We start from the raw sequence: 19,978 nt of genomic DNA on the forward strand, positions 1-19,978 counted from the left end.
GCCACCGGATGCCCAGCGAATTTGAAGTGATCGCCCGCTATTTCACTGTGCCGCCAGTCGACGGTGCCGACGATGGCGTGATGCTCGGGGTCGGAGACGATTGCACGCTGCTGTCCCCGTCACCTGGCAAGCGTCTGGCCGTGAGCGTCGACACGTCGGTTGCCGGCGTGCATTTCCCGCCCGATGCTCCGGCTTTGGCCATCGGTCACCGTGCGCTGGCGGTCAGCCTGAGTGACCTCGCCGCCATGGGCGCGCGCCCTCGTTGGTGCTTGATGTCGTTGACCCTCGAATCAGCCGAGGATGACTGGCTGGCCAAGTTCTCGCAGGGCTTTCTCGGCTTGTGCGAGCGTACCGGTACCACGTTGGTCGGTGGCGACACCACACGTGGCAGGACGGCGATCGGCGTGACCGTGATGGGAGAGGTCGACCCTCGAGCGGCGCTGACCCGTGGTGGTGCCGGCCCTGGGGAGCTTCTCGCGGTCACTGGTTCCCTGGGTGGCGGTGCGGGTGGTCTTGCGCTGTGGCAGCGCGGTGAGCGCGACCTCGACCACCCCTTGCTGGCCCGCTATTTGTTGCCTCAGCCCAGGCTTTCCGCTGGCCAGGCACTGCTTGGGCTTGCCACGGCGGCCATCGATATCTCCGATGGTCTGCTTGCCGATCTGGGCCACCTGTGCCAGCGTTCGGGCGTGGGTGCCGAGCTTTACCCGCACGGCTGGCCGCTGGCCGCTGGGCTTGGGGATGCGCTGGGCGAGGAGGGGGCATTTCAGGCGGCGCTTTCGGGCGGCGATGACTATGAGCTCTTGATCAGCCTTGCGCCCCGGCACCTCGTCGAAGCACGCAAGCGACTGGCGAGCCTCGGCGTTGAGTTGACCGTGATCGGTGAACTGACCCGCGAGACCGGCATTCGTGGGGTGGCGTCAGTGACCCACGGGGGCTGGCAGCACTTCGAAGGGGCAGGTGAGCCTGGCCCGGGCAACAAGGATCGGATGCCATGAATCGAGCCCCCGCCAGCATCTGGCATCGCCCGACCCATTTTCTGGCCTTCGGCATGGGAAGCGGTGCAGCGCCCTTCGCGCCAGGCACCTTCGGTACCCTGGCCGCTATCCCCTTTTATTGGTTGCTTTCCGAACTCCCGCTCTCCTGGTACTGGGGCGTGATAACCGTGGCCTTCGTGTGGGGCGTGTGGATCTGCGAGAAGACCTCGCGTGACCTGGGCGTGCATGATCACTCGGGCATCGTCTGGGACGAATTCGTCGGCTACTGGATCACCATGGCGGCGGTGCCCTTCTCATGGGAAGCGGCGTTGTGGGGGTTCGCGGTGTTTCGCGTCTTCGATGTCATCAAGCCCTGGCCGATTCGCTGGGCTGACCGCCGAGTCGCAGGCGGATTCGGCATCATGATCGATGACGTGCTCGCCGGGATCTATGCCTGGAGCATCATGCATCTGTGGTTCTGGCTGCATTGAGGTTCTGGCTACATTGAGGTTCTGGTTGCACTGAGGTTCTGGCTACACTGACCGACTGACAGCGGAGTTCGGGACTGATCACTGGCCTTGCGACAGGCGTCGAGGGTGTCACAGGGAATGAGAGCAAGATGCGCAAGGAACGATTGATCGTGCCCGTGGTGGTCGGGCTGACGGTGATCTGGGCGGCGGCTCAGTTGTTTGCCTCGTTGCTGTTCGAGCGTGAGCTTGCACGTGCGCTCGACGATCTCGAGGCGCGCGGCGAGCTGGTGGTCGAGCGCGACGAAGTCGAGCCTGGCTGGCTCACCTCCACCGGTGTCATTCGCATGTCGCCCCTTTTGGGTGATGCCTGGCAACTGGAGCTCACCTACGAGGCTCGCCATGGGGTGCTCAGCACGCGTATCGAGGGCGAGGCGCGTCCGCTTTTTGGCCCCATGCAGGTGCGCTTGTTCGGCGATGTGCTGTCATCCCGGCCACCCTATTGGCATGCCCGCTACCACACCATCGGTGGCACCCTGGAGGGCAACATTCAGTTGGCGCCGTTCATCGCCAGTCAGTCCATTGCCGACCAGGGTCAGCGTGAGCTCGACTTCCAGGGAGGGCGGTTGACCTTTGGAGGCGAATACGGTGACTGGCAGCTGCGCATGCAGCTCTCGCCCTGGAGGCTCTCCGATGGCGAGGTGGCGCTCGAAGCCGGGCCGATCTCGCTGGATAGCCGCTACGCCTACATCGATGATGCCTACCATTTCACCCAGCATGACCTGCTGCGAATCGAATCGCTCGGCTGGGAGCAACCCAATCTCTCGCTTCAGACAAGTGAGCTGGTTTACGACAGCCTGATGCGGCTCGATGAGCGCGAACTGCGTATCGATGGCCAGCTTGAAATCAATGAAGTGCGGGCCGCCGGCGAGGTCTTGCTGACTGGCCGTGTGGCCATGGGCCTGTCGCGACTCGATGCCGATGCCTTGCGCGTGGTGCTCGACGAGCTGCGCGAGCTGGCCGCCTCAGGCCAGCCCGACCTTGAGCTCAGTGAACTGCTGGCATTGCTGGAACCCGAGCTGATCGAGATCCTGCGGGACTCTCCACGGCTGGATGTCGGCGAAGTCAACCTGCAGAGCCCGATGCTTGGCCTATCGGCCGAAGGCAACGGGGCGCTGTTCTTCGATTCCCGGCGCCTCGATGAGTTGAGCCTGCTGCGCCTGTCGGAGCCAACCGAGCGGCAGCGCTGGCGTTCGCGTCTGGATGGCGACTTCATCTGGCACGACGTGCCCACCGTGGTGGCGCTGTGGCTTGGCTTGCCACTGGACACCCGCGAACTCGAAATCGACGTGGTGCGTGGCCAGGTGAGAGTCAACGGCCGGCCGCTTCCTCCACTGTGGCGCTGAACCGCCCAGCCGGTATCCCCTTTCTGGCGTCATCACTTGAAGTTGGCCGCGCTCGCCCGCATTCCTGTGGCATTGGCTTAGTGCCGTCAACCGGATCAGGATACAACTTCATGAGTGATGACCAGGATCGCAACCGGGACGCCGACATTCACGAATGGCTGAGCGAGTCGCTCGACGAGCACGACGACTCGCGCTCGACGGAAGACCCGCACGACGACATTCAACATGCCGTGGTGCCCGCCCGCGATTCGCTGCCGGAGCGCATTTACCTGCTGCCGATCCACAATCGGCCATTCTTCCCCGCCCAGGTCCAACCGCTGGTGATCAACCGCGAACGCTGGCAGGAGACCATGCAACTGGTCGGCAAGACGCCCCACCACACCGTGGGCCTGGCGTTCGTCGGTGAGACGGCGTCCGAAGGCGGAAGTCATGACGACTTTCCCGAGGTCGGCACCGCCGTCAAGGTGCATCGCCTGCAAGGAGAGGACCAGCAGATCCAGTTCATCGCCCAGGGCCTGAAGCGCTTTCGCATCCAGCGTTGGCTCTCCAAGGAGCCCCCCTACCTGGTGGAGGTGAGCTACCCACGCGAGCCAGTGGATGCCGAGGCCGATGAGGCGCGCGCCTATGCCATGGCGCTGATCAATGGCATCAAGGAACTGCTGCCGATCAATCCGCTGTACGGGGAAGAGCTCAAGCACTATCTCAATCGCTTCAGCCCCCACGAGCCGGGGCCGCTCACCGACTTCGCCGCGGCCATCACCTCGGCCAAGGGGCCGGATCTCCAGGACGTGCTGGATACCCTGCCGGTGATGGATCGCATGCAGAAAGTGCTGCCCCTGCTGCGCAAGGAGATAGAGGTCGCCCAGCTGCAGAGCGAGATCAGCGACCAGGTCAACGCCCAGATGCAGGAGCGCCAGCGCGAGTTCTTCCTGCGTGAACAGCTCAAGGTGATCCAGCGCGAACTGGGCATCTCCAAGGATGACCGCGAAAACGATGTCGACACCTTCCGCGATCGCCTCGAGAACCTGGTGGTGCCACCCAAGGTGCTGACCCGTATCGAGGAGGAGCTCGACAAGCTCTCGGTGCTCGAGACCGGCTCGCCGGAATATGGCACCACGCGCAACTACCTCGATTGGCTGACCTCGATGCCGTGGGGCGTGCGCAGCCAGGACCAGCTCGATCTCGGCCATGCGCGCACGGTCCTCGACCGCGACCATGACGGGCTTTCCGACGTCAAGGAACGGATCATCGAGTTTCTCGCCGAGGGCACCTTCAAGGGCGATGTGGGTGGCTCGATCCTGCTGCTGGTCGGCCCGCCCGGCGTCGGCAAGACCTCCATCGGCCGCTCCATCGCCGAGGCGCTGGGCCGTGAATTCTATCGCTTCTCGGTGGGCGGCATGCGTGATGAGGCCGAGATCAAGGGCCATCGCCGCACCTACATCGGCGCCATGCCCGGGAAGCTGGTGCAGGCGCTCAAGGAGGTCGAGGTCGAGAACCCGGTGATCATGCTCGACGAGGTCGACAAGATGGGGCAGTCCTTCCAGGGTGACCCCGCCTCGGCATTGCTCGAGGTGCTCGACCCCGAGCAGAATGTCGACTTCCTCGATCACTACCTCGATGTGCGGCTCGACCTTTCCAAGGTGCTGTTCGTGTGCACCGCCAACACCCTGGACTCGATTCCCGGCGCGTTGCTCGATCGCATGGAGCAGATACGTCTCTCTGGTTACATCGCCGAGGAAAAGGTCGCGATTGCCAAGCACCACTTGTGGCCGAAGCTGCTCAAGCGCGACAACATCCCGAAAAAGCGCATCAACCTCACCGAGGCGGCCTTGCGTCATGTGGTCGAGGGTTATGCTCGCGAAGCGGGCGTGCGCCAGCTCGAGAAGCAGCTGCATCGCATCGTGCGCAAGGCTGCGGTCACCTTGCTGGAAAACGACCAGCAATCGGTGAAGGTATCGGTGAAGAATCTCGAAGACTTTCTTGGCGCGCCGATCTTCCGCAAGGAGCAGGTGCTCAAGGGTGAAGGCGTGGTGACCGGGCTCGCCTGGACCTCCATGGGCGGCGCCACGCTACCCATCGAGGCCAGCAAGGTGCACTCGCTGACCCGTGGCTTCAAGCTCACCGGCAAGCTCGGCGAGGTGATGCAGGAGTCGGCGAACATCGCCTACAGCTATGTGCTTGGGCACCTGGCCGAGTTCGGTGCCGACGCCGACTTCTTCGACTCGGCCTTCGTGCACCTGCACGTGCCCGAGGGCGCCACGCCCAAGGATGGCCCGTCGGCCGGGGTGACCATGACCACCGCGCTGCTGTCACTGGCCCGCCACCAGGCCATCGAACGCCCGCTGGCGATGACCGGCGAACTGACTCTGACCGGCCATGTGCTGCCGGTGGGCGGTATCCGCGAGAAGGTGATCGCCGCGCGCAGAAGCGAAATCTTCGAAGTGATTCTCCCCGAGGCCAACCACCGCGACTATGACGAGTTGCCGAACCACCTCAAGGAGGGCATGACGGTGCACTTCGCCAAACGCTACAAGGATGTCGCCAAGGTGGTGTTTGGATAAGCTCAGCGGCGCCGAAACGGTAAGCCAACGGCTTGAAGCTGGAAGGGTCACTAAATAGCAAGAGCCAAACAGGGTTATCGCAGCGGGACATGACGAGCGGCGCCGGGGATAGGCCGTAGAGGAGGTCATTCGCCATGGATGGCGAATGTAGCGCCCAGGGAAGGGTTCACAGCGCCTCCTCGAAGGTCTGTCGACGGGAAAGCCGCGTTTCCACTCGATCCGCTGGTTGCTTTGCACCTGTCTTGTGGCAAGGCCGCGACGCTCATGCCAGAATCTGCGATCGACTGGACAGCATGAGATAGAGGACACCATGCCCGAGTATCGTTCCCGCACCACCACCGCCGGCCGTAACATGGCCGGCGCCCGCGCGCTGTGGCGTGCCACCGGCATGAAGGACGAGGATTTCCACAAGCCGATCATCGCCGTGGCCAACTCCTTCACCCAGTTCGTGCCCGGGCATGTGCACCTCAAGGACATGGGCCAGCTGGTGGCGCGCGAGATCGAGAAAGCCGGCGGCGTGGCCAAGGAATTCAACACCATTGCGGTGGACGACGGCATCGCCATGGGCCACGACGGCATGCTCTATTCGCTGCCGAGCCGTGACCTGATCGCCGACAGCGTCGAGTACATGGTCAATGCCCACTGCGCCGACGCCCTGGTGTGCATCTCCAACTGCGACAAGATCACCCCCGGCATGCTGAATGCCGCGATGCGCCTGAACATTCCGGTGATCTTCGTCTCCGGCGGCCCCATGGAAGCCGGCAAGACCAAACTGCTCGACCACGGCATCGACCTGATCGATGCGATGATCTTCGCCGCCGACGACAAGTACAGCGACGAGGAGATCGACGAGATCGAACGCAGCGCCTGCCCCACCTGCGGCAGCTGCTCGGGCATGTTCACCGCCAACTCCATGAATTGCCTGATGGAGGCGCTTGGCCTGGCGCTGCCCGGCAACGGTACCGTGCTTGCCACCCATGCCGACCGCCGCCGCCTGTTCGAGGAAGCGGGCAGTCGCATCGTCGAGCTTGCCAAGCGCTACTACGAAGGGGAAGAGGCTCATCTGCTGCCGCGCGCCATCGGTTCCAAGGCGGCGTTCAAGAACGCCATGACCCTGGACATCGCCATGGGCGGCTCCACCAATACCATCCTGCACCTGCTGGCCGCCGCCCAGGAGGGCGGGGTCGATTTCACCATGGCCGATATCGACCGCCTGTCGCGTGAAGTACCGCAGCTGTGCAAGCTGGCGCCCAATACCCAGCAGTACCATATCGAGGACTGCCATCGCGCCGGTGGCATCATGGCGATCCTCGGCGAGCTCGACCGCGCCGGCGTGCTGGATACCCGGGTGCCCACCGTCTACGGCGACACCTTGAAGGCCGCGCTGGATGAGTGGGACATCATGCGCAACCCCACGCCTGAGGTGGTCGAGTTCTACAAGGCCGGGCCCGGCGGCATTCCCACCCAGACGGCGTTCTCGCAGAGCGCGCGCTGGCCGAGCCTCGACGGCGACCGCGCCAGTGGCTGCATCCGCGACCTTGAACATGCCTTCTCCCGGGAAGGCGGCCTTGCCGTGCTGTTCGGCAACATCGCCGTGGACGGCTGCGTGGTGAAGACCGCCGGTGTCGACGAGTCGATCCTGGTGTTCGAGGGGCCGGCCCATGTGGTCGAATCCCAGGACCAGGCGGTGGAGCATGTGCTGGGTGGGCTGGTGAAGCCCGGCGAAGTGGTGGTGGTGCGCTACGAGGGCCCGCGTGGCGGCCCCGGCATGCAGGAAATGCTGTATCCGACGTCCTACCTGAAGTCCAAGGGGCTGGGCAAGGTCTGTGCGCTGATGACCGATGGCCGCTTTTCCGGCGGCAGCTCCGGGCTGTCGATCGGCCACGTCTCGCCGGAAGCCGCCGCCGGCGGTGCCATCGGCCTGATCGAAAGCGGCGACATCATCCACATCGACATCCCCAAGCGTGCCATCAACGTCAAGCTCTCCGACGAGGAGCTGGCGGCACGCCGCGAGGCGGAAGAGGCGAAGGGCAGCCTGGCCTGGAAGCCCAGCATCCAGCGTGACCGCAAGGTATCGGCGGCGCTCAAGGCCTATGCGCTGCTTGCCACCTCGGCGGACAAGGGCGCGGTGCGCGATCTCACCAAGCTCGACTGAGCGACCACCCTACCGACCCCGGCCCCAGCGCCGGGGTTTTGCTGATACCCCCGTGAAACCCATCCGCAAGGGAGCCCGACCATGAAAACCCCCATCCTGAATGTCGGCCTGGTCGGCTTCGGCATGTCCAGCCAGGTCTTTCACGCGCCGTTGATTCAGGCAACGCCGGGGCTCGAACTCAGCTGTGTGGTCAGCGGCGACCCGGACAAGGTCCAGCGTGCCATGCCCGAGGTCGAGATGGTGGCCAAGGCCGCCGAGCTGTATGCCCGCGCGGACATCGACCTGGTGGTGATCGCCACCCCGAACGCCACCCATTACCCGCTGGCCAAGGCGGCGCTTGCCGCCGGCAAGCATGTGGTGGTCGACAAGCCGTTCACCATCTCGCTGTCCGAGGCGCGTCTGCTCAAGCAACAGGCCGAAGAAGCCGAACGCACGCTGTGCGTGTTTCACAATCGCCGCTGGGATAGCGACTTCCTTACCCTCAAGGGGGTGATGGAGGAGGGCACACTGGGCCGCGTGGTGGCCATGGAGTCACGTTTCGATCGCTTCCGCCCCGATGTGCCCGACCGCTGGCGTGAGCGCCGTGGCCCGGGTGCCGGTCTCTGGTACGACCTCGGCCCGCACCTGCTCGATCAGGCCCGCGAACTGTTCGGCATGCCGCGGGCGATCCTGCTGGATATCGCCACGCGGCGTGATGGCGCCGAGGTGGATGACGACTTCCTGGCGCTGCTGGACTACAACGGTGTTCGGGTGTCGCTGAGTGCCGCGACACTCGCCGCCGAACCGACCCCACGCTTTCGGGTGCATGGCACCCGTGGCAGCTTCGTGAAGTTCGGGCTAGACCCGCAGGAAGCTCGCCTCAAGGCCGGCGAGACCCCTTCGCCGCAGTGGGGCGACGACCCGCTGATGGCACGCCTGACCCTGGCCGATGGTGAGGGCAATCCCGGCGAGCCACGCGAGCTGCGCTGCCAACCCGGCGACTACCTGGCCTTCTACTCAGGTGTCGCCGAGCACCTGGTGCATGCCACGCCACCGCCGGTAGACATCGATGGCGCCCTCGAGGTGATGGCGCTGCTGGAAAGCGGGCTGGACAGTTATCGGCAGGGCCGCTGGGTAAAGCTCTAGCGGGGCTTCCAAGGGCAATCATAGTTGGACATGACGAGGGGCGCCGGGGACAGGTCGAAGAGGAGGTCTTTTGCCATGGATGGCAAAAGTAGCGCCCAGGGAGGGGTTTACAGCGCCTCCTCGCAGACCTGTCGACGGTTCAGCACCGAGTGAAACTGCTAACTGCTATAGCCTTGGTCACCACCGCATCGCGTCGTCCCGGCCGTCGCGTAGCCGGTCACGTGCGATGTAGAGGGCCGCGATGGCCCGCGCTTCGTGAAAGTCCTCGCGTGCCAGCAGGGCTGGCAGCTCATCCAGGGCGTGGGTCTCGACGATCAGGGGCTCCGGCTCGTCGCCGGGCAGCCGCTTGGGGTAGAGGTCGCTTGCCAGCATCACCTGCATGCGATGGCGCATGTAGTTGGGCGCAAGCGACAGTTCCACCAGGGGTTCGATGTTGTGCGCGCCGAAGCCACACTCCTCCATCAGCTCGCGGTTGGCGGCGCTTACGATGTCTTCGCCGGGGTCGACCAGCCCCTTGGGCAGGGTCAGCACGTAATCCTCGAACCCCGCCGCATACTCGCGAATCAGCAGCACGTGTTCCGGGTCGGGCATGGCGACGATCATCACCGCGCCCTGATCGCTGCCGGTCAGCCGTTCGAAGGTACGCTCCTCTCCGTTGGAGAACCGCAGGTCGAGGGATTCAACGTGGAACAGGCGGCTTCTGGCCACCGACTGGCGAGACAGTACGCGGGGCTTCTGGGGCCAGGAAGGCTGAGACATGGGGGAACTCCGTTTCTGGGAGAAGGGCTGGCTGATACACTATCATCCTTCGTAACCCCCTACCTGGACCACCCCCGGAGCTTCGATGATCGACTGGCGCGCCATCGACACCGTCCTGCTGGATATGGACGGTACCCTGCTGGATCTGCATTTCGACAGTCACTTCTGGCTCGATCACCTGCCGAGACGTTACGTGGAGTTGCACCGTCTCGATGAGTCGACCCAGCAGCAAATCCGCTCGCGGATCCTTCACGAGCGGGGCACCCTCAACTGGTACAGTCTGGCCTACTGGAGTCGTGAGCTGGATGTCGACATCGTCGCCTTGAAACGCGAGGTCCAGCATCTGATCGGCTTGCGTAGCGATGCCCTCGATTTTCTCAAGTGGCTCAAGCAGGCCCATCCGCGGGTGGTGCTGGCGACCAACGCCGATCGCGAGAGCCTGGCGCTGAAGCTGCCGCTGACAGGCCTCGAGGACTACCTGGACGCCATCGTGTCATCGGCGGATCTCGGTGTGCCCAAGGAGGATCAAGGGTTCTGGTTCGCGTTGCAGGACGTCGAGCCTTTCGATCCCGCGCGCACGCTGTTTATCGACGACAACGCCTCGGTGCTCGAGAGTGCACGCGAGTTTGGCATTCGCTACCTGCTCGGCATCAAGCAGCCCGACAGTCGCCGGCCCGACAAGGAACTCGAGGAGTTCATTGCCCTGGACCGTTTCGCCGCGATCATGCCGGGAAACGAGCCGCCGGGGCAGGGCGCGGCGAGCGAGCAGGGTGGCCATGGATAACGTCAGGCTGGACAAGTGGTTGTGGGCGGCACGCTTCTTCAAGACCCGGGCACTGGCCAAGAAGGCAATCGAAGGCGGCAAGGTTCACTACAATGGTGGTCGCGCCAAGACCAGCAAGACGGTGGAAGTCGGTGCGCTGGTGCGCGTGCCCCAGGGCTGGGAGTTGCTCGAGGTCGAGGTGATGGCGCTCTCCGAGCAGCGACGCGGCGCTCCGGAGGCTCGGGAGCTGTATCGCGAGACCGCCGACAGTGTCGCGCGCCGTGCCCGCGAGGCCGAGGCACGTCGCCTTACCAACCAGGCCATGCAGCATCCGCTCAAGCGGCCCGACAAGAAGCAGCGCCGGGATATCCGACGCTTCAAGGAAGGCGGCGAAGACTAGACTGCCCCTGCACGACTCACGACTCACGACTCACGACTCACGACTCACGACTCACGACTCACGACTCACCAATCACAGACCCCCTATGACCGATCAGATCCAGCGTTTTCTCTTCGACGATACCAATGTGCGTGGCGAAATCGTCACCCTCGAGCAGGCCTATGCCGAGGTGCTCGACCGCCACGACTACCCGCCGGTGGTCAATCGCCTACTTGGTGAGTTGCTCAGCGCCGTGGCGCTGCTCACCGATACCGTCAAGCTCGACGGTACCCTGAGCATCGAAGTGCGTGGCCAGGGCGCCTTGGCGCTGCTGATGGCGGAGTCGAACCCCGGCGGCGAACTGCGTGCCATCGCCCGCCTGGCCGAGGATGCCGAGCACCCGGCCGAGGATGACGGTTTTCGCGAACTGCTCGGCCAGGGCCGGATCATCATCACCTTGGACCCTACCGACGGCCATCGCTACCAGGGCATTGTCGCCCTCGATCAGGACAGCCTGGCCGGTTGCCTGGAAACCTACTTCACGCAATCCGAGCAGCTACCCACGCGCTTGTGGCTGGCCGCCGATGGCAAGCGAGCCGGAGGGTTGCTGCTGCAGCGCCTGCCGGATGAGTCGCAGAACCAGGATGCCGATGCCTGGGAGCGCAGCGTGCACCTGGCCGATACCATCACGCCCGAGGAGCTGCTGGGACTCGAGCAACTCGAGGTGCTGCATCGTCTCTATCACGACGAGACCTTGCGGGTCTTCGATCCGAAGACGCTGCATTTCGGCTGCACCTGTTCACGCGACAGGATCGCCTCGGCCCTGCTCACCCTTGGCCAGGATGAGCTGCGCCAGGTACTTGCCGAGCAGGGCAGCATCGAGACGCAGTGCCATTTTTGCCATACCCGCTACGCCTTCGATGGCGTCGAAATCGAAGCCCTGCTGGCCGATTCCGACCAGCCGCCGCCCGTGCTGCACTGAATGGCGTTCAGCACGGCCTGCCCCCGTCCCTGGTGGCGTTGACATATATTGCGGTGCACAAGTCGCCTTGTAGTGAAATGCGCCGAAATCGGCGTCATGTAGTAGTAAAACTACACGAATTCCGCCAAAGATTGGCGTTCCCCGGGCCGTGCCTTTTTGCCATAATGGCCGCGTTTTATCGGCTCAGGCTCATCCACAAGACGGTTCTAGCCGCGATGGCCAAGAGACAGCTTTCGAGCGTCAGTGACGCCCGGCACACGAGAGAGAAACGGCCACCAGGCCCAGGAATCGACATGACCACATCCCAAGCCGCTCCCAAAGCCCACGTCAACCTCAGCAGCGCCGAACTGATCGAACGTTCGGTGGCCGAAGGCGAAGGTCGCCTGGCCGCCAACGGCGCCCTGGTGGTAGACACTGGCGTGCGTACAGGCCGTTCGCCCAAGGACCGCTTCATCGTCGACGAGCCGACGACCCGTTCCCAGATCGACTGGGGCAGTGTCAACCAGCCCTTCGATAGCGAAAAGTTCGATGCGCTGTGGGCACGTGTGGAGGACTACCTGTTTGGTAGCGAGCATTACGTCAGCGAACTGCATGTGGGCAGCGATCCGGCGCACTACATTCCTGTGCGTGTGCAGACCGAGACCGCCTGGCAGAACCTGTTTGGTCGCACCATGTTCGTGCGTCCGGAGATCTTCAACCCCGCCACCCGCGACGAGTGGACCATCCTCAACGCCATGGGCTTCGAGTGCGACCCGGCCCGCGATGGCACCAACTCCGACGGTACGGTGATCATCAACTTCGCCCAGAAGAAGGTGCTGATCGCTGGCATGCGTTACGCCGGCGAGATGAAGAAGGCGATGTTCTCGGTACAGAACTTCCTGCTGCCGGCCTCCGATGTACTGCCGATGCACTGCTCGGCCAACGTCGGCGAGGACGGCGAAACTTGCCTGTTCTTCGGCCTTTCCGGCACCGGCAAGACCACGCTCTCCGCCGACCCCGCGCGCTACCTGATCGGTGACGACGAACACGCCTGGGGGCCGGGCACCGTGTTCAACATGGAAGGTGGCTGCTACGCCAAGTGCATCGACCTCTCCGAGAAGAACGAACCGGTGATCTGGAACGCCATCAAGTTCGGTACGGTGCTCGAAAACGTGGTGCTGGATGACCGCCGCGAGCCGAATTACGCCGACGACAGCCTGACCCAGAACTCGCGTGCCGCCTATCCGCTGGAGCACATCGACAAGCGGGTGCCCGAGAACCGTGCCGGCGAGCCCAACGCCATCGTATTTCTGACCTGCGACATGTCGGGCGTGCTGCCGCCTGTCTCCGTGCTCTCCAAGGAAGCCGCGGCCTACCACTTCCTCTCCGGCTATACCGCCAAGGTCGGCTCCACCGAGATGGGCTCCTCTGCTGGCCTGGAATCCACCTTCTCCACTTGCTTCGGCGCACCGTTCTTCCCGCGCCCGGCGCGTGAGTACGCCGACCTGCTGGTCAAGCGCGTGGCCGAGAAGGATGCCCAGGTCTACCTGGTCAACACCGGCTGGACCGGTGGCGCCTACGGCCAGGGCGGGTCGCGCTTCTCGATTCCCACCACCCGGGCGATCATCGGCGCCATCCAGTCCGGTGTGCTGCGCGATGTCGAGACCCGGCAGATCGACGGCCTGAATCTTTCCGTGCCGGTAGCCGTGCCGGGCGTCGACTCAAGCCTGCTCGACCCGCGCGAGACCTGGGAAGACCAGGCCGCGTATGATCGCCAGCGCAAGGAACTGGCCGCCAAGTTCGTCGACAACTTCAAGAAGTTCGAAGGCGTCAGCGAGGCAATCGTCAAGGCCGGCCCATCACTGACCTGAGTGACTGACCTTTGTGAATAAGCTGGATCAATAAGCGCTGCCGGGCGAACCCGGCGAGCGTCGGGGTGTCCCAGTAGGGACGCCGGAAAGGGGAAGCCGCGGCTTCCCCTTTTTTCATTGGCGCATGTGTCACCAGTGTTTCCCTAGAAGAACACGCACGTATTCGGGGTTGTAAGGTTGGGGCAGACGAAGCGACATAACGTCATCTTCTCCACATCATGGGAGTACCCACATGAAGCGACGCCATTTTCTTGGACTGCTCGGCCTTGGCGGCCTGGCTGGCCTGGCACCGGGCATGGTCAGTGCGCGGCCCAAGCCCGACGTCTCGCGAGCAGCTGACATCGAACCTCTTGAACTCTCCGAGGCCGAGTGGCGCGAGCGCCTGACCGATGAGCAGTACGAGATCCTGCGCGAGGAGGGCACCGAACCCGCGTTCTCGAGCCCGCTGGACAAGGAAACCCGCGAAGGCGAATTTCGCTGCGCGGGCTGTGACCTGTTGTTGTTCACCAGTGCAATGAAATACGACTCCGGCACCGGCTGGCCGAGCTTCTTCGAGCACGTGGAAGGCCACCTGCTCACCAAGCTCGACATCAAGCTTGTCTGGCCGCGCACCGAATATCACTGTGCCCGCTGCGGTGGCCATCAGGGCCATGTGTTCGAGGACGGCCCAGATCCTACCGGCCTGCGCTGGTGCAATAACGGCCTGGCACTGAACTTCGTTCCCGCCTGAGCAGCGCCACTGACGTCAAGCCTGCCGCGGAGGTGGCGCTTGTGATACCTTGTCGCGATTCGTTTTAGTGCATCAGCGAAGGGGTTACATGGACGCCACTAACCGCATCATTTCTCGTCTTGCCGAAGAGCTTGCCGTTCGTCCGGCGCAGGTGACTGCCACGGTCGAATTGCTCGACGGCGGGGCGACCGTTCCGTTCATCGCCCGCTACCGCAAGGAAGTGACCGGCGGGCTTGATGACATCCAATTGCGTCAGTTGCATGAGCGCCTGGGGTATCTGCGTGAGCTGGAGGAGCGCCGTGCGGCGGTGCTCGCGGCGATCGACGAGCAGGGCAAGCTGACAGCGGACCTTGAAAAGCAGTTGCAGGCCGCCGACACCAAGCAGCGCCTAGAAGACCTCTACCTGCCCTACAAGAAGAAGCGGCGCACCAAGGCCCAGATCGCCCGCGAGGCGGGCCTCGAACCACTGGCCGATGCGTTGCTCGGCGACCCGACCCTCGATCCGGAACGCGAGGCGGCGGGCTACCTGCGTGCCGCCGATGGCGACATTCCCGCTATCGAGGATGCCAAGGCGGCGCTGGATGGCGCCCGGCAGATCCTCATGGAGCGCTTCGCCGAGGACCCCGAACTGGTCGGTCGGCTGCGCGAGCGGCTGTGGAGCGAGGGTCAACTCTCCGCGCGCTTGATTGCCGGCAAGGAGCGCGAGGGCGCCAAGTTTTCTGACTACTTCGAGCACGACGAGGCGTTGTCGAAAGCGCCTTCCCACCGGGCACTGGCGATGTTCCGTGGCCGCAACGAAGGGGTGTTGACCCTGGCCATTCGCCTGCCGGGAGAGGAAGACGCACCGATCCACCCCGCCCAGGTGGCCATTGCCAGGCATTTCGATATCCATGACCAGGGCCGTGCCGCCGACAAGTGGCTGCGTGACGTGGTGCGCTGGACCTGGCGGGTCAAGCTCTACACCCACCTGGAGACCGAGTTGCTTGGCCGCCTGCGTGAGCGTGCCGAACTCGACGCCATTGATGTGTTCGCCGCCAATCTCAAGGATCTGCTGCTGGCCGCCCCGGCCGGGCAGAAGGCCACGCTTGCCATCGACCCTGGCCTGCGTACGGGGTGCAAGGTGGCGGTGGTGGATGCCACCGGCCAGTTTCTTGCCCATGCCACCATCTACCCCCATGCCCCCCAGAACCGCTGGGATGCCTCGCTTGGGGAGCTTGCCGGGTTGGTCGAAAAGCACGATGTGGCGCTGATCGCCGTGGGCAATGGCACCGCCAGCCGCGAGACCGACCGTCTCGCCGGCGACCTGGTCAAGCACTTCGCTTCACGAACAGGGGACGGCAAGCGCAGCCTGGCCAAGGTGATGGTCAGCGAAGCGGGTGCTTCGGTCTATTCGGCCTCGGAGTATGCGTCGCGTGAGCTGCCCGACCTCGACGTGACCATCCGTGGTGCGGTATCCATCGCACGGCGCCTGCAGGATCCGCTGGCCGAGCTCGTCAAGATCGAGCCCAAGTCGATCGGCGTGGGCCAGTACCAGCACGATGTTTCGCAGCTGCAGCTGTCGAAGAGCCTGGAGGCGGTGATCGAGGACTGCGTGAACGCGGTGGGGGTCGACCTCAATACCGCCTCCAGCGCGCTGCTCTCACGGGTCGCCGGCCTGAACGCCGCCCTGGCCGATGCCATCGTCGCCCGCCGCAATGCCGACGGGGCCTTCACCAGCCGCAAGCAGTTGCTCGATGTCAGCCGCCTTGGCCCCAAGACCTTCGAGCAGTGCGCGGGCTTTCTGCGCATCATGAATGGCGACAATCCCCTCGATGCCAGCGCCGTGCACCCGGAGGCCTACCCCCTGGTGGAGAAGATCGCCAGCCGCAGTGGCCGTGAGCTTGCTGGCCTGATCGGCGACAGCGCGACGCTCAAGGCGGTCAAGCCTGCCGAGTTCGCCGACGAACGCTTCGGCGTGCCGACCATCAGCGACATCCTGGTGGAACTCGACAAGCCGGGCCGCGACCCGCGTCCCGAGTTCAAGGCCGCCGAGTTCCGCGAAGGCGTCGAGACCCTCAAGGACCTGGAAGCGGGGATGATCCTCGAAGGCAGCGTCACCAATGTCACCCACTTCGGTGCCTTCGTCGACATCGGGGTTCACCAGGATGGCCTGGTGCATATTTCGGCGCTTTCCGATTCTTTCGTCGAGGACCCGCGCTCGGTGGTCAAGGCCGGCGACATCGTCAAGGTCAAGGTGATGAGCGTAGATATCGAGCGCGCGCGCATTGGGCTGTCCATGCGCCTGCACGATCAGCCAGGCGCTGATGACGGCGGCGAACGGCGCACCAGCAAGCCCCGGCGTGAGGATAACGGCAAGCGCCAGGGTGGCAAGCCGGCCCGCAAGAGTGGTGGCGATTCCGCCAACCAAGGCGGCGGCCAGATGGGCGCGCTTGGCGCGGCACTGCTCAAGGCCAAGAAGGGCCGCTAGGGATGGGGGGCCGGCTTAACCGGCGGCAGGCCTTTCGGGGGCGCTGTGAACCCTTCCCTGGGCGCTACTTTTGCCTTCCCTGGCAAAAGACCCCCTTCAGGCCTGCCCCCGGTGCCGCTCACCCTTGGAGTAACACTGAGCTATCGGCCGCAGTGTGAAGCCGAAGCAAATAGCCGGCTAACCTTTGAATCCCGGCGCTCAGGTACCATAATCAGCCCATCACGGGTGCCTGATGATGGCGTCCAAGCGCCGAGATACCGTCCGGTCACGACCGTTCATACGATATGGGGTGTTCACCTTGTCCGACACACTCGCAAGCCGCATCGCCCGTCTCGAGGGGCCCGCCCGCCGTGGCCAGTTCAGCCGTCTGCGCCGAGGCCTTGAGAAGGAAGGGCTGCGCGTCGACCCGGCGGGGCGCATCGCCCAGACGCCGCATCCGTTGACGCTTGGGTCCAAGCTGACCCATCCGCACATCACCACCGATTATTCCGAAGCGTTGCTCGAGTACATCACCCCGGTCTATTGCCGGCCCGCCGATGCCATGGCGTTTCTCGCCGACCTGCACCGCTTCAGTTACCGTCATCTGGGCGACGAGCTGATCTGGCCCGCCAGCATGCCGGCGCGGCTTGCCGGCAATGACAGCGTGCCCATCGCCGACTACGGCGACTCCAATGTCGGCACCATGAAGCACGTCTACCGTCGCGGGCTCGACGTGCGCTACGGGCGCATCATGCAAGCCATTGCCGGGGTACACTACAACGTCTCGTTACCCGATGACCTGTGGAGCCTGCTGCGCGATATCGATGGCGAGCAGAACACCCCGATGGGCGATTATCGTTCGTCGCGCTACTTCGGCTTGATTCGCAACTTCCGTCGTCACAGCTGGCTTCTGCTCTACCTGTTCGGCGCCTCGCCGGCGCTCGATCGCAGTTTCCTGCCCGATGGCCGCGTGCCGGAAAAGCTCGAGCCCCATGGCGACGAGACGCTGGTGTCCGAGCATGCCACCAGCCTGCGAATGTCCGACCTCGGCTACCAGAACAAGGTGCAGGAGCAGTTGAAGATCTGCTTCAACTCACTGTCCAATTACGTCAACACCCTGCGCCACGCCATCTCCACGCCCTGGCCGCCTTATGAGGCGATGGGCGTCAACCAGACAGGTGATTGGCAGCAGCTCAATGCCAACATCCTGCAGATCGAGAACGAGTACTACAGCGATATTCGTCCCAAGCGCGTGGCGCGCCACGACGAAACGCCAAGCCAGGCACTCGAGGCCCGTGGCGTAGAGTACATCGAGGTGCGCTGTCTCGACCTCAACCCGCTGCTGACGCTGGGCGTCGATGAATCCCAGATTCACTTCATCGATGCCTTCGTGATGTGGTGCCTGCTCGCCGAGAGCCCTTGGATTCCCGATGCCGAGTGCGACACCCTGGACGACAATCGTCGCCTGGTGGTGGAACGCGGCCGCGACCCCGCGCTTACGCTCGATCATCAGGGGCGCGAGCGCAGCATCGCCGACTGGGGCGGCGAGATTCTTGGCGGAATCGCCAAGGTGGCCGACCTGCTCGATGAGCTCGAGGAGGGCACTCCCCACCGCATCGCTGTCGAGGCCATGATGCCGCGCCTGTCCGACCCAGACCTGACCCCTTCCGGGCAGCTGCTGGCGCGCCTGCGGGATAGCGGCGAGGAGTTCAGCGACGCGATGCTGTCGATCGCCCGCGAACAGGCCGCACATCTGCGTGAGGAACCCATGGACCCGGCGCGCGAGGCGCTGTTCTTCGAACTCGTCGAGACCTCCTTCCAGCAGCAGGCCGACATCGAGCGTGCCGATATCGATAACTTCGATGCCTTTCTCTCCCGCTATTTCGCGCGTGCCCGCGAGACCCGACTGCGCCAGGAGGCCAGCCTGTGATGTCATCCTTCTCGCGTCTGTCGGTGCGTCAATGGAGCCTTGCGGGGCTCGCGTTCTGCGTATTGATGATGGCCGTGGCGCTCGGGCTCGAGCATATCGGCGGTCTCGAACCCTGCCCGCTGTGCATTTTCCAGCGGGTGGCGGTGATCTGTGCCGGGGTGGTGTTCGCCATTGCCGCGATCCACAACCCGGCAAGCCGTGCCGGCGCCGCTACCTATGGGTTGCTGGGGCTTGCCGCGGCGGTGGGAGGCATCGGGATCGCCTGGCGGCACCTGTGGTTGCAATCGCTGCCCGCGGATGAAGTGCCGAGCTGCGGCCCCGGCCTGGACTACATGATGGACATCCTGCCATGGCGCGATGTGGTCGCCACGGTGTTGTCAGGCTCCGGCGAATGCGCCGAGATCGACTTCGCCTTGCTTGGCATCTCCCTGCCAGGCTGGACGCTGGTCGGCTTCGTGGTGCTGGCCGCAGCACCGCTTGGCATGCTCGCCCGGCTTCGCTGAACCAGGCTTCGCCCGGAGCTGTACTCACGACCCACGACTCACGACTCACGGCCAAGGATCCTTATGCTCTACCGTGACTTTGCCTCCCAGGAAGCGATCGATGCCGCCTACGACCCGATGCGCGGCCAGGACCCCGCCGCGCTGCTTGCCGGTTGGCGCGCGCGCAGTGCGGTGTCCCGCGAACGCCATCGAGTGACACTCGATATTCCCTATGGGCCGACGCTTGCCGAGTGCCTGGATATCTTCCATGCCGAGGGCAGGGCTGATGGAACGGGTGAGGGTGAGCAAGTCCCCTGCCACCTGTTCTTTCATGGTGGCTACTGGCGCTCGCTCAGCCACAAGGAGTTCAGCTTCGTCGTCGACGACCTGGTGGCCGCTGGCATCAGCGTGGCGGTGGTCAACTATGCGTTGTGCCCGACGGTACGCTTCAGCGAAGTGGTGCGCCAGAGCCGCGCGGCGTTGGCGTGGGTGTATCGCAATGCGGCATCACTGGGTATCGATCCAGGCCAAATCAGCATCTCAGGACACTCCGCTGGTGGACACCTGTGCGGCATGCTGCTGGCCACCGACTGGCAAGGCGAGTTTGGTCTGCCTCGTGAGTTGATCAAGGGGGCGCTGTGCGTCAGTGGCCTGTATGATCTCGGCCCGTTTCCCTGGTCATGGTTGCAGCCCAAGCTTCAGCTCGATGGGCGTGACGTGGTGGAGTTCAGCCCGCTTTTCCAGGCCTGTCGGGTGCCTGCCGCCGTTCACCTCGCCGCCGGAGGCAGGGAATCGACGGAGTTCGCGCGCCAGATGCAGGCCTACGCCGAGCACCTTGGCGGGCAGGGGGCAAATGTAGCGCCGAGCCTGCTCGAGGATGACGATCACTTCACGATTCTCGAGCACTACCTGACGAGCGGGCAGGGCGCTGGTGTTTTCCAGCAGTTGATCCGCGCCTTCCATTCTTGA

At 64.2% G+C, this 19,978-nt stretch carries 16 protein-coding genes; 15 read left to right on the top strand and 1 reads right to left on the bottom strand.

The features are described 5' to 3' along the window. The first annotated feature begins 8 nt into the window (after positions 1-8). The 6 genes from thiL (at position 9) to C6V82_RS01560 (ending at position 8,688) form a co-directional block, all read left to right on the top strand. On the top strand, positions 9-995 hold the full coding sequence (gene thiL / locus C6V82_RS01535; protein WP_102589133.1) for a thiamine-phosphate kinase: 987 nt from the start codon (positions 9-11) through the stop codon (positions 993-995). Next, positions 992-1,465 (top strand): phosphatidylglycerophosphatase A family protein, encoded by a 474-nt coding sequence (locus C6V82_RS01540; protein ID WP_102589134.1) that lies wholly within the window; start codon positions 992-994, stop codon positions 1,463-1,465. The genes thiL and C6V82_RS01540 overlap by 4 nt, the downstream gene beginning before the upstream one ends. A gap of 128 nt (positions 1,466-1,593) precedes the next feature. Then, positions 1,594-2,847, top strand: coding sequence for a DUF945 family protein (locus C6V82_RS01545; protein ID WP_102589135.1), 1,254 nt, complete (start codon positions 1,594-1,596; stop codon positions 2,845-2,847). Between the two features lie 110 nt (positions 2,848-2,957). Continuing rightward, positions 2,958-5,408 carry an endopeptidase La gene (gene lon, locus C6V82_RS01550; protein ID WP_102589136.1) on the top strand — a complete coding sequence of 817 codons (2,451 nt, stop codon included), beginning with the start codon at positions 2,958-2,960 and terminating at the stop codon, positions 5,406-5,408. Between the two features lie 310 nt (positions 5,409-5,718). Beyond that, the gene (ilvD, locus tag C6V82_RS01555; RefSeq protein WP_102589137.1) at positions 5,719-7,563 is read left to right on the top strand and encodes a dihydroxy-acid dehydratase; all 1,845 of its coding nucleotides are present in this window, start codon (positions 5,719-5,721) and stop codon (positions 7,561-7,563) included. Between the two features lie 81 nt (positions 7,564-7,644). After that, positions 7,645-8,688: an oxidoreductase gene (locus C6V82_RS01560; protein ID WP_102589138.1), complete on the top strand. Its 1,044-nt coding sequence runs from the start codon at positions 7,645-7,647 to the stop codon at positions 8,686-8,688. 177 nt (positions 8,689-8,865) lie between these two features. Here the strand turns inward: C6V82_RS01560 and nudE are convergent, their stop codons facing one another. Next, positions 8,866-9,447 carry an ADP compounds hydrolase NudE gene (gene nudE, locus C6V82_RS01565; protein ID WP_102589139.1) on the bottom strand — a complete coding sequence of 194 codons (582 nt, stop codon included), beginning with the start codon at positions 9,445-9,447 and terminating at the stop codon, positions 8,866-8,868. Between the two features lie 85 nt (positions 9,448-9,532). On the opposite strand from nudE, the gene yrfG reads away from it, so the two are divergent. The 9 genes from yrfG to C6V82_RS01615 all read left to right on the top strand — a co-directional run bounded on the left by yrfG (position 9,533) and on the right by C6V82_RS01615 (position 19,978). Beyond that, on the top strand, positions 9,533-10,231 hold the full coding sequence (gene yrfG, locus C6V82_RS01570; RefSeq protein ID WP_102589140.1) for a GMP/IMP nucleotidase: 699 nt from the start codon (positions 9,533-9,535) through the stop codon (positions 10,229-10,231). Next, on the top strand, positions 10,224-10,610 hold the full coding sequence (gene hslR, locus C6V82_RS01575; protein ID WP_102589141.1) for a ribosome-associated heat shock protein Hsp15: 387 nt from the start codon (positions 10,224-10,226) through the stop codon (positions 10,608-10,610). The genes yrfG and hslR overlap by 8 nt, the downstream gene beginning before the upstream one ends. 85 nt (positions 10,611-10,695) lie before the next feature. Next, positions 10,696-11,571 (top strand): Hsp33 family molecular chaperone HslO, encoded by an 876-nt coding sequence (hslO, locus tag C6V82_RS01585; protein WP_102589142.1) that lies wholly within the window; start codon positions 10,696-10,698, stop codon positions 11,569-11,571. 293 nt (positions 11,572-11,864) lie between these two features. Then, positions 11,865-13,421 carry a phosphoenolpyruvate carboxykinase gene (locus C6V82_RS01590; RefSeq protein ID WP_102589143.1) on the top strand — a complete coding sequence of 519 codons (1,557 nt, stop codon included), beginning with the start codon at positions 11,865-11,867 and terminating at the stop codon, positions 13,419-13,421. Between the two features lie 232 nt (positions 13,422-13,653). Then, positions 13,654-14,151: a peptide-methionine (R)-S-oxide reductase MsrB gene (gene msrB / locus C6V82_RS01595; protein ID WP_102589144.1), complete on the top strand. Its 498-nt coding sequence runs from the start codon at positions 13,654-13,656 to the stop codon at positions 14,149-14,151. Positions 14,152-14,239: 88 nt separating this feature from the next. After that, positions 14,240-16,618, top strand: coding sequence for a Tex family protein (locus C6V82_RS01600; RefSeq protein WP_102589145.1), 2,379 nt, complete (start codon positions 14,240-14,242; stop codon positions 16,616-16,618). Positions 16,619-16,853: 235 nt separating this feature from the next. Next, on the top strand, positions 16,854-18,527 hold the full coding sequence (gshA, locus tag C6V82_RS01605; protein ID WP_102589691.1) for a glutamate--cysteine ligase: 1,674 nt from the start codon (positions 16,854-16,856) through the stop codon (positions 18,525-18,527). Further along, positions 18,527-19,030, top strand: a complete 504-nt coding sequence (locus C6V82_RS01610) for a disulfide bond formation protein B (RefSeq protein WP_102589146.1) — start codon at positions 18,527-18,529, stop codon at positions 19,028-19,030. Before gshA ends, C6V82_RS01610 begins: the two co-directional genes overlap by 1 nt. A gap of 63 nt (positions 19,031-19,093) precedes the next feature. Then, positions 19,094-19,978 (top strand): alpha/beta hydrolase, encoded by an 885-nt coding sequence (locus tag C6V82_RS01615; protein WP_102589147.1) that lies wholly within the window; start codon positions 19,094-19,096, stop codon positions 19,976-19,978.

The sequence above is a fragment of the Halomonas urumqiensis genome (assembly GCF_003028575.1).
GTDB lineage: Bacteria > Pseudomonadota > Gammaproteobacteria > Pseudomonadales > Halomonadaceae > Halomonas > Halomonas urumqiensis.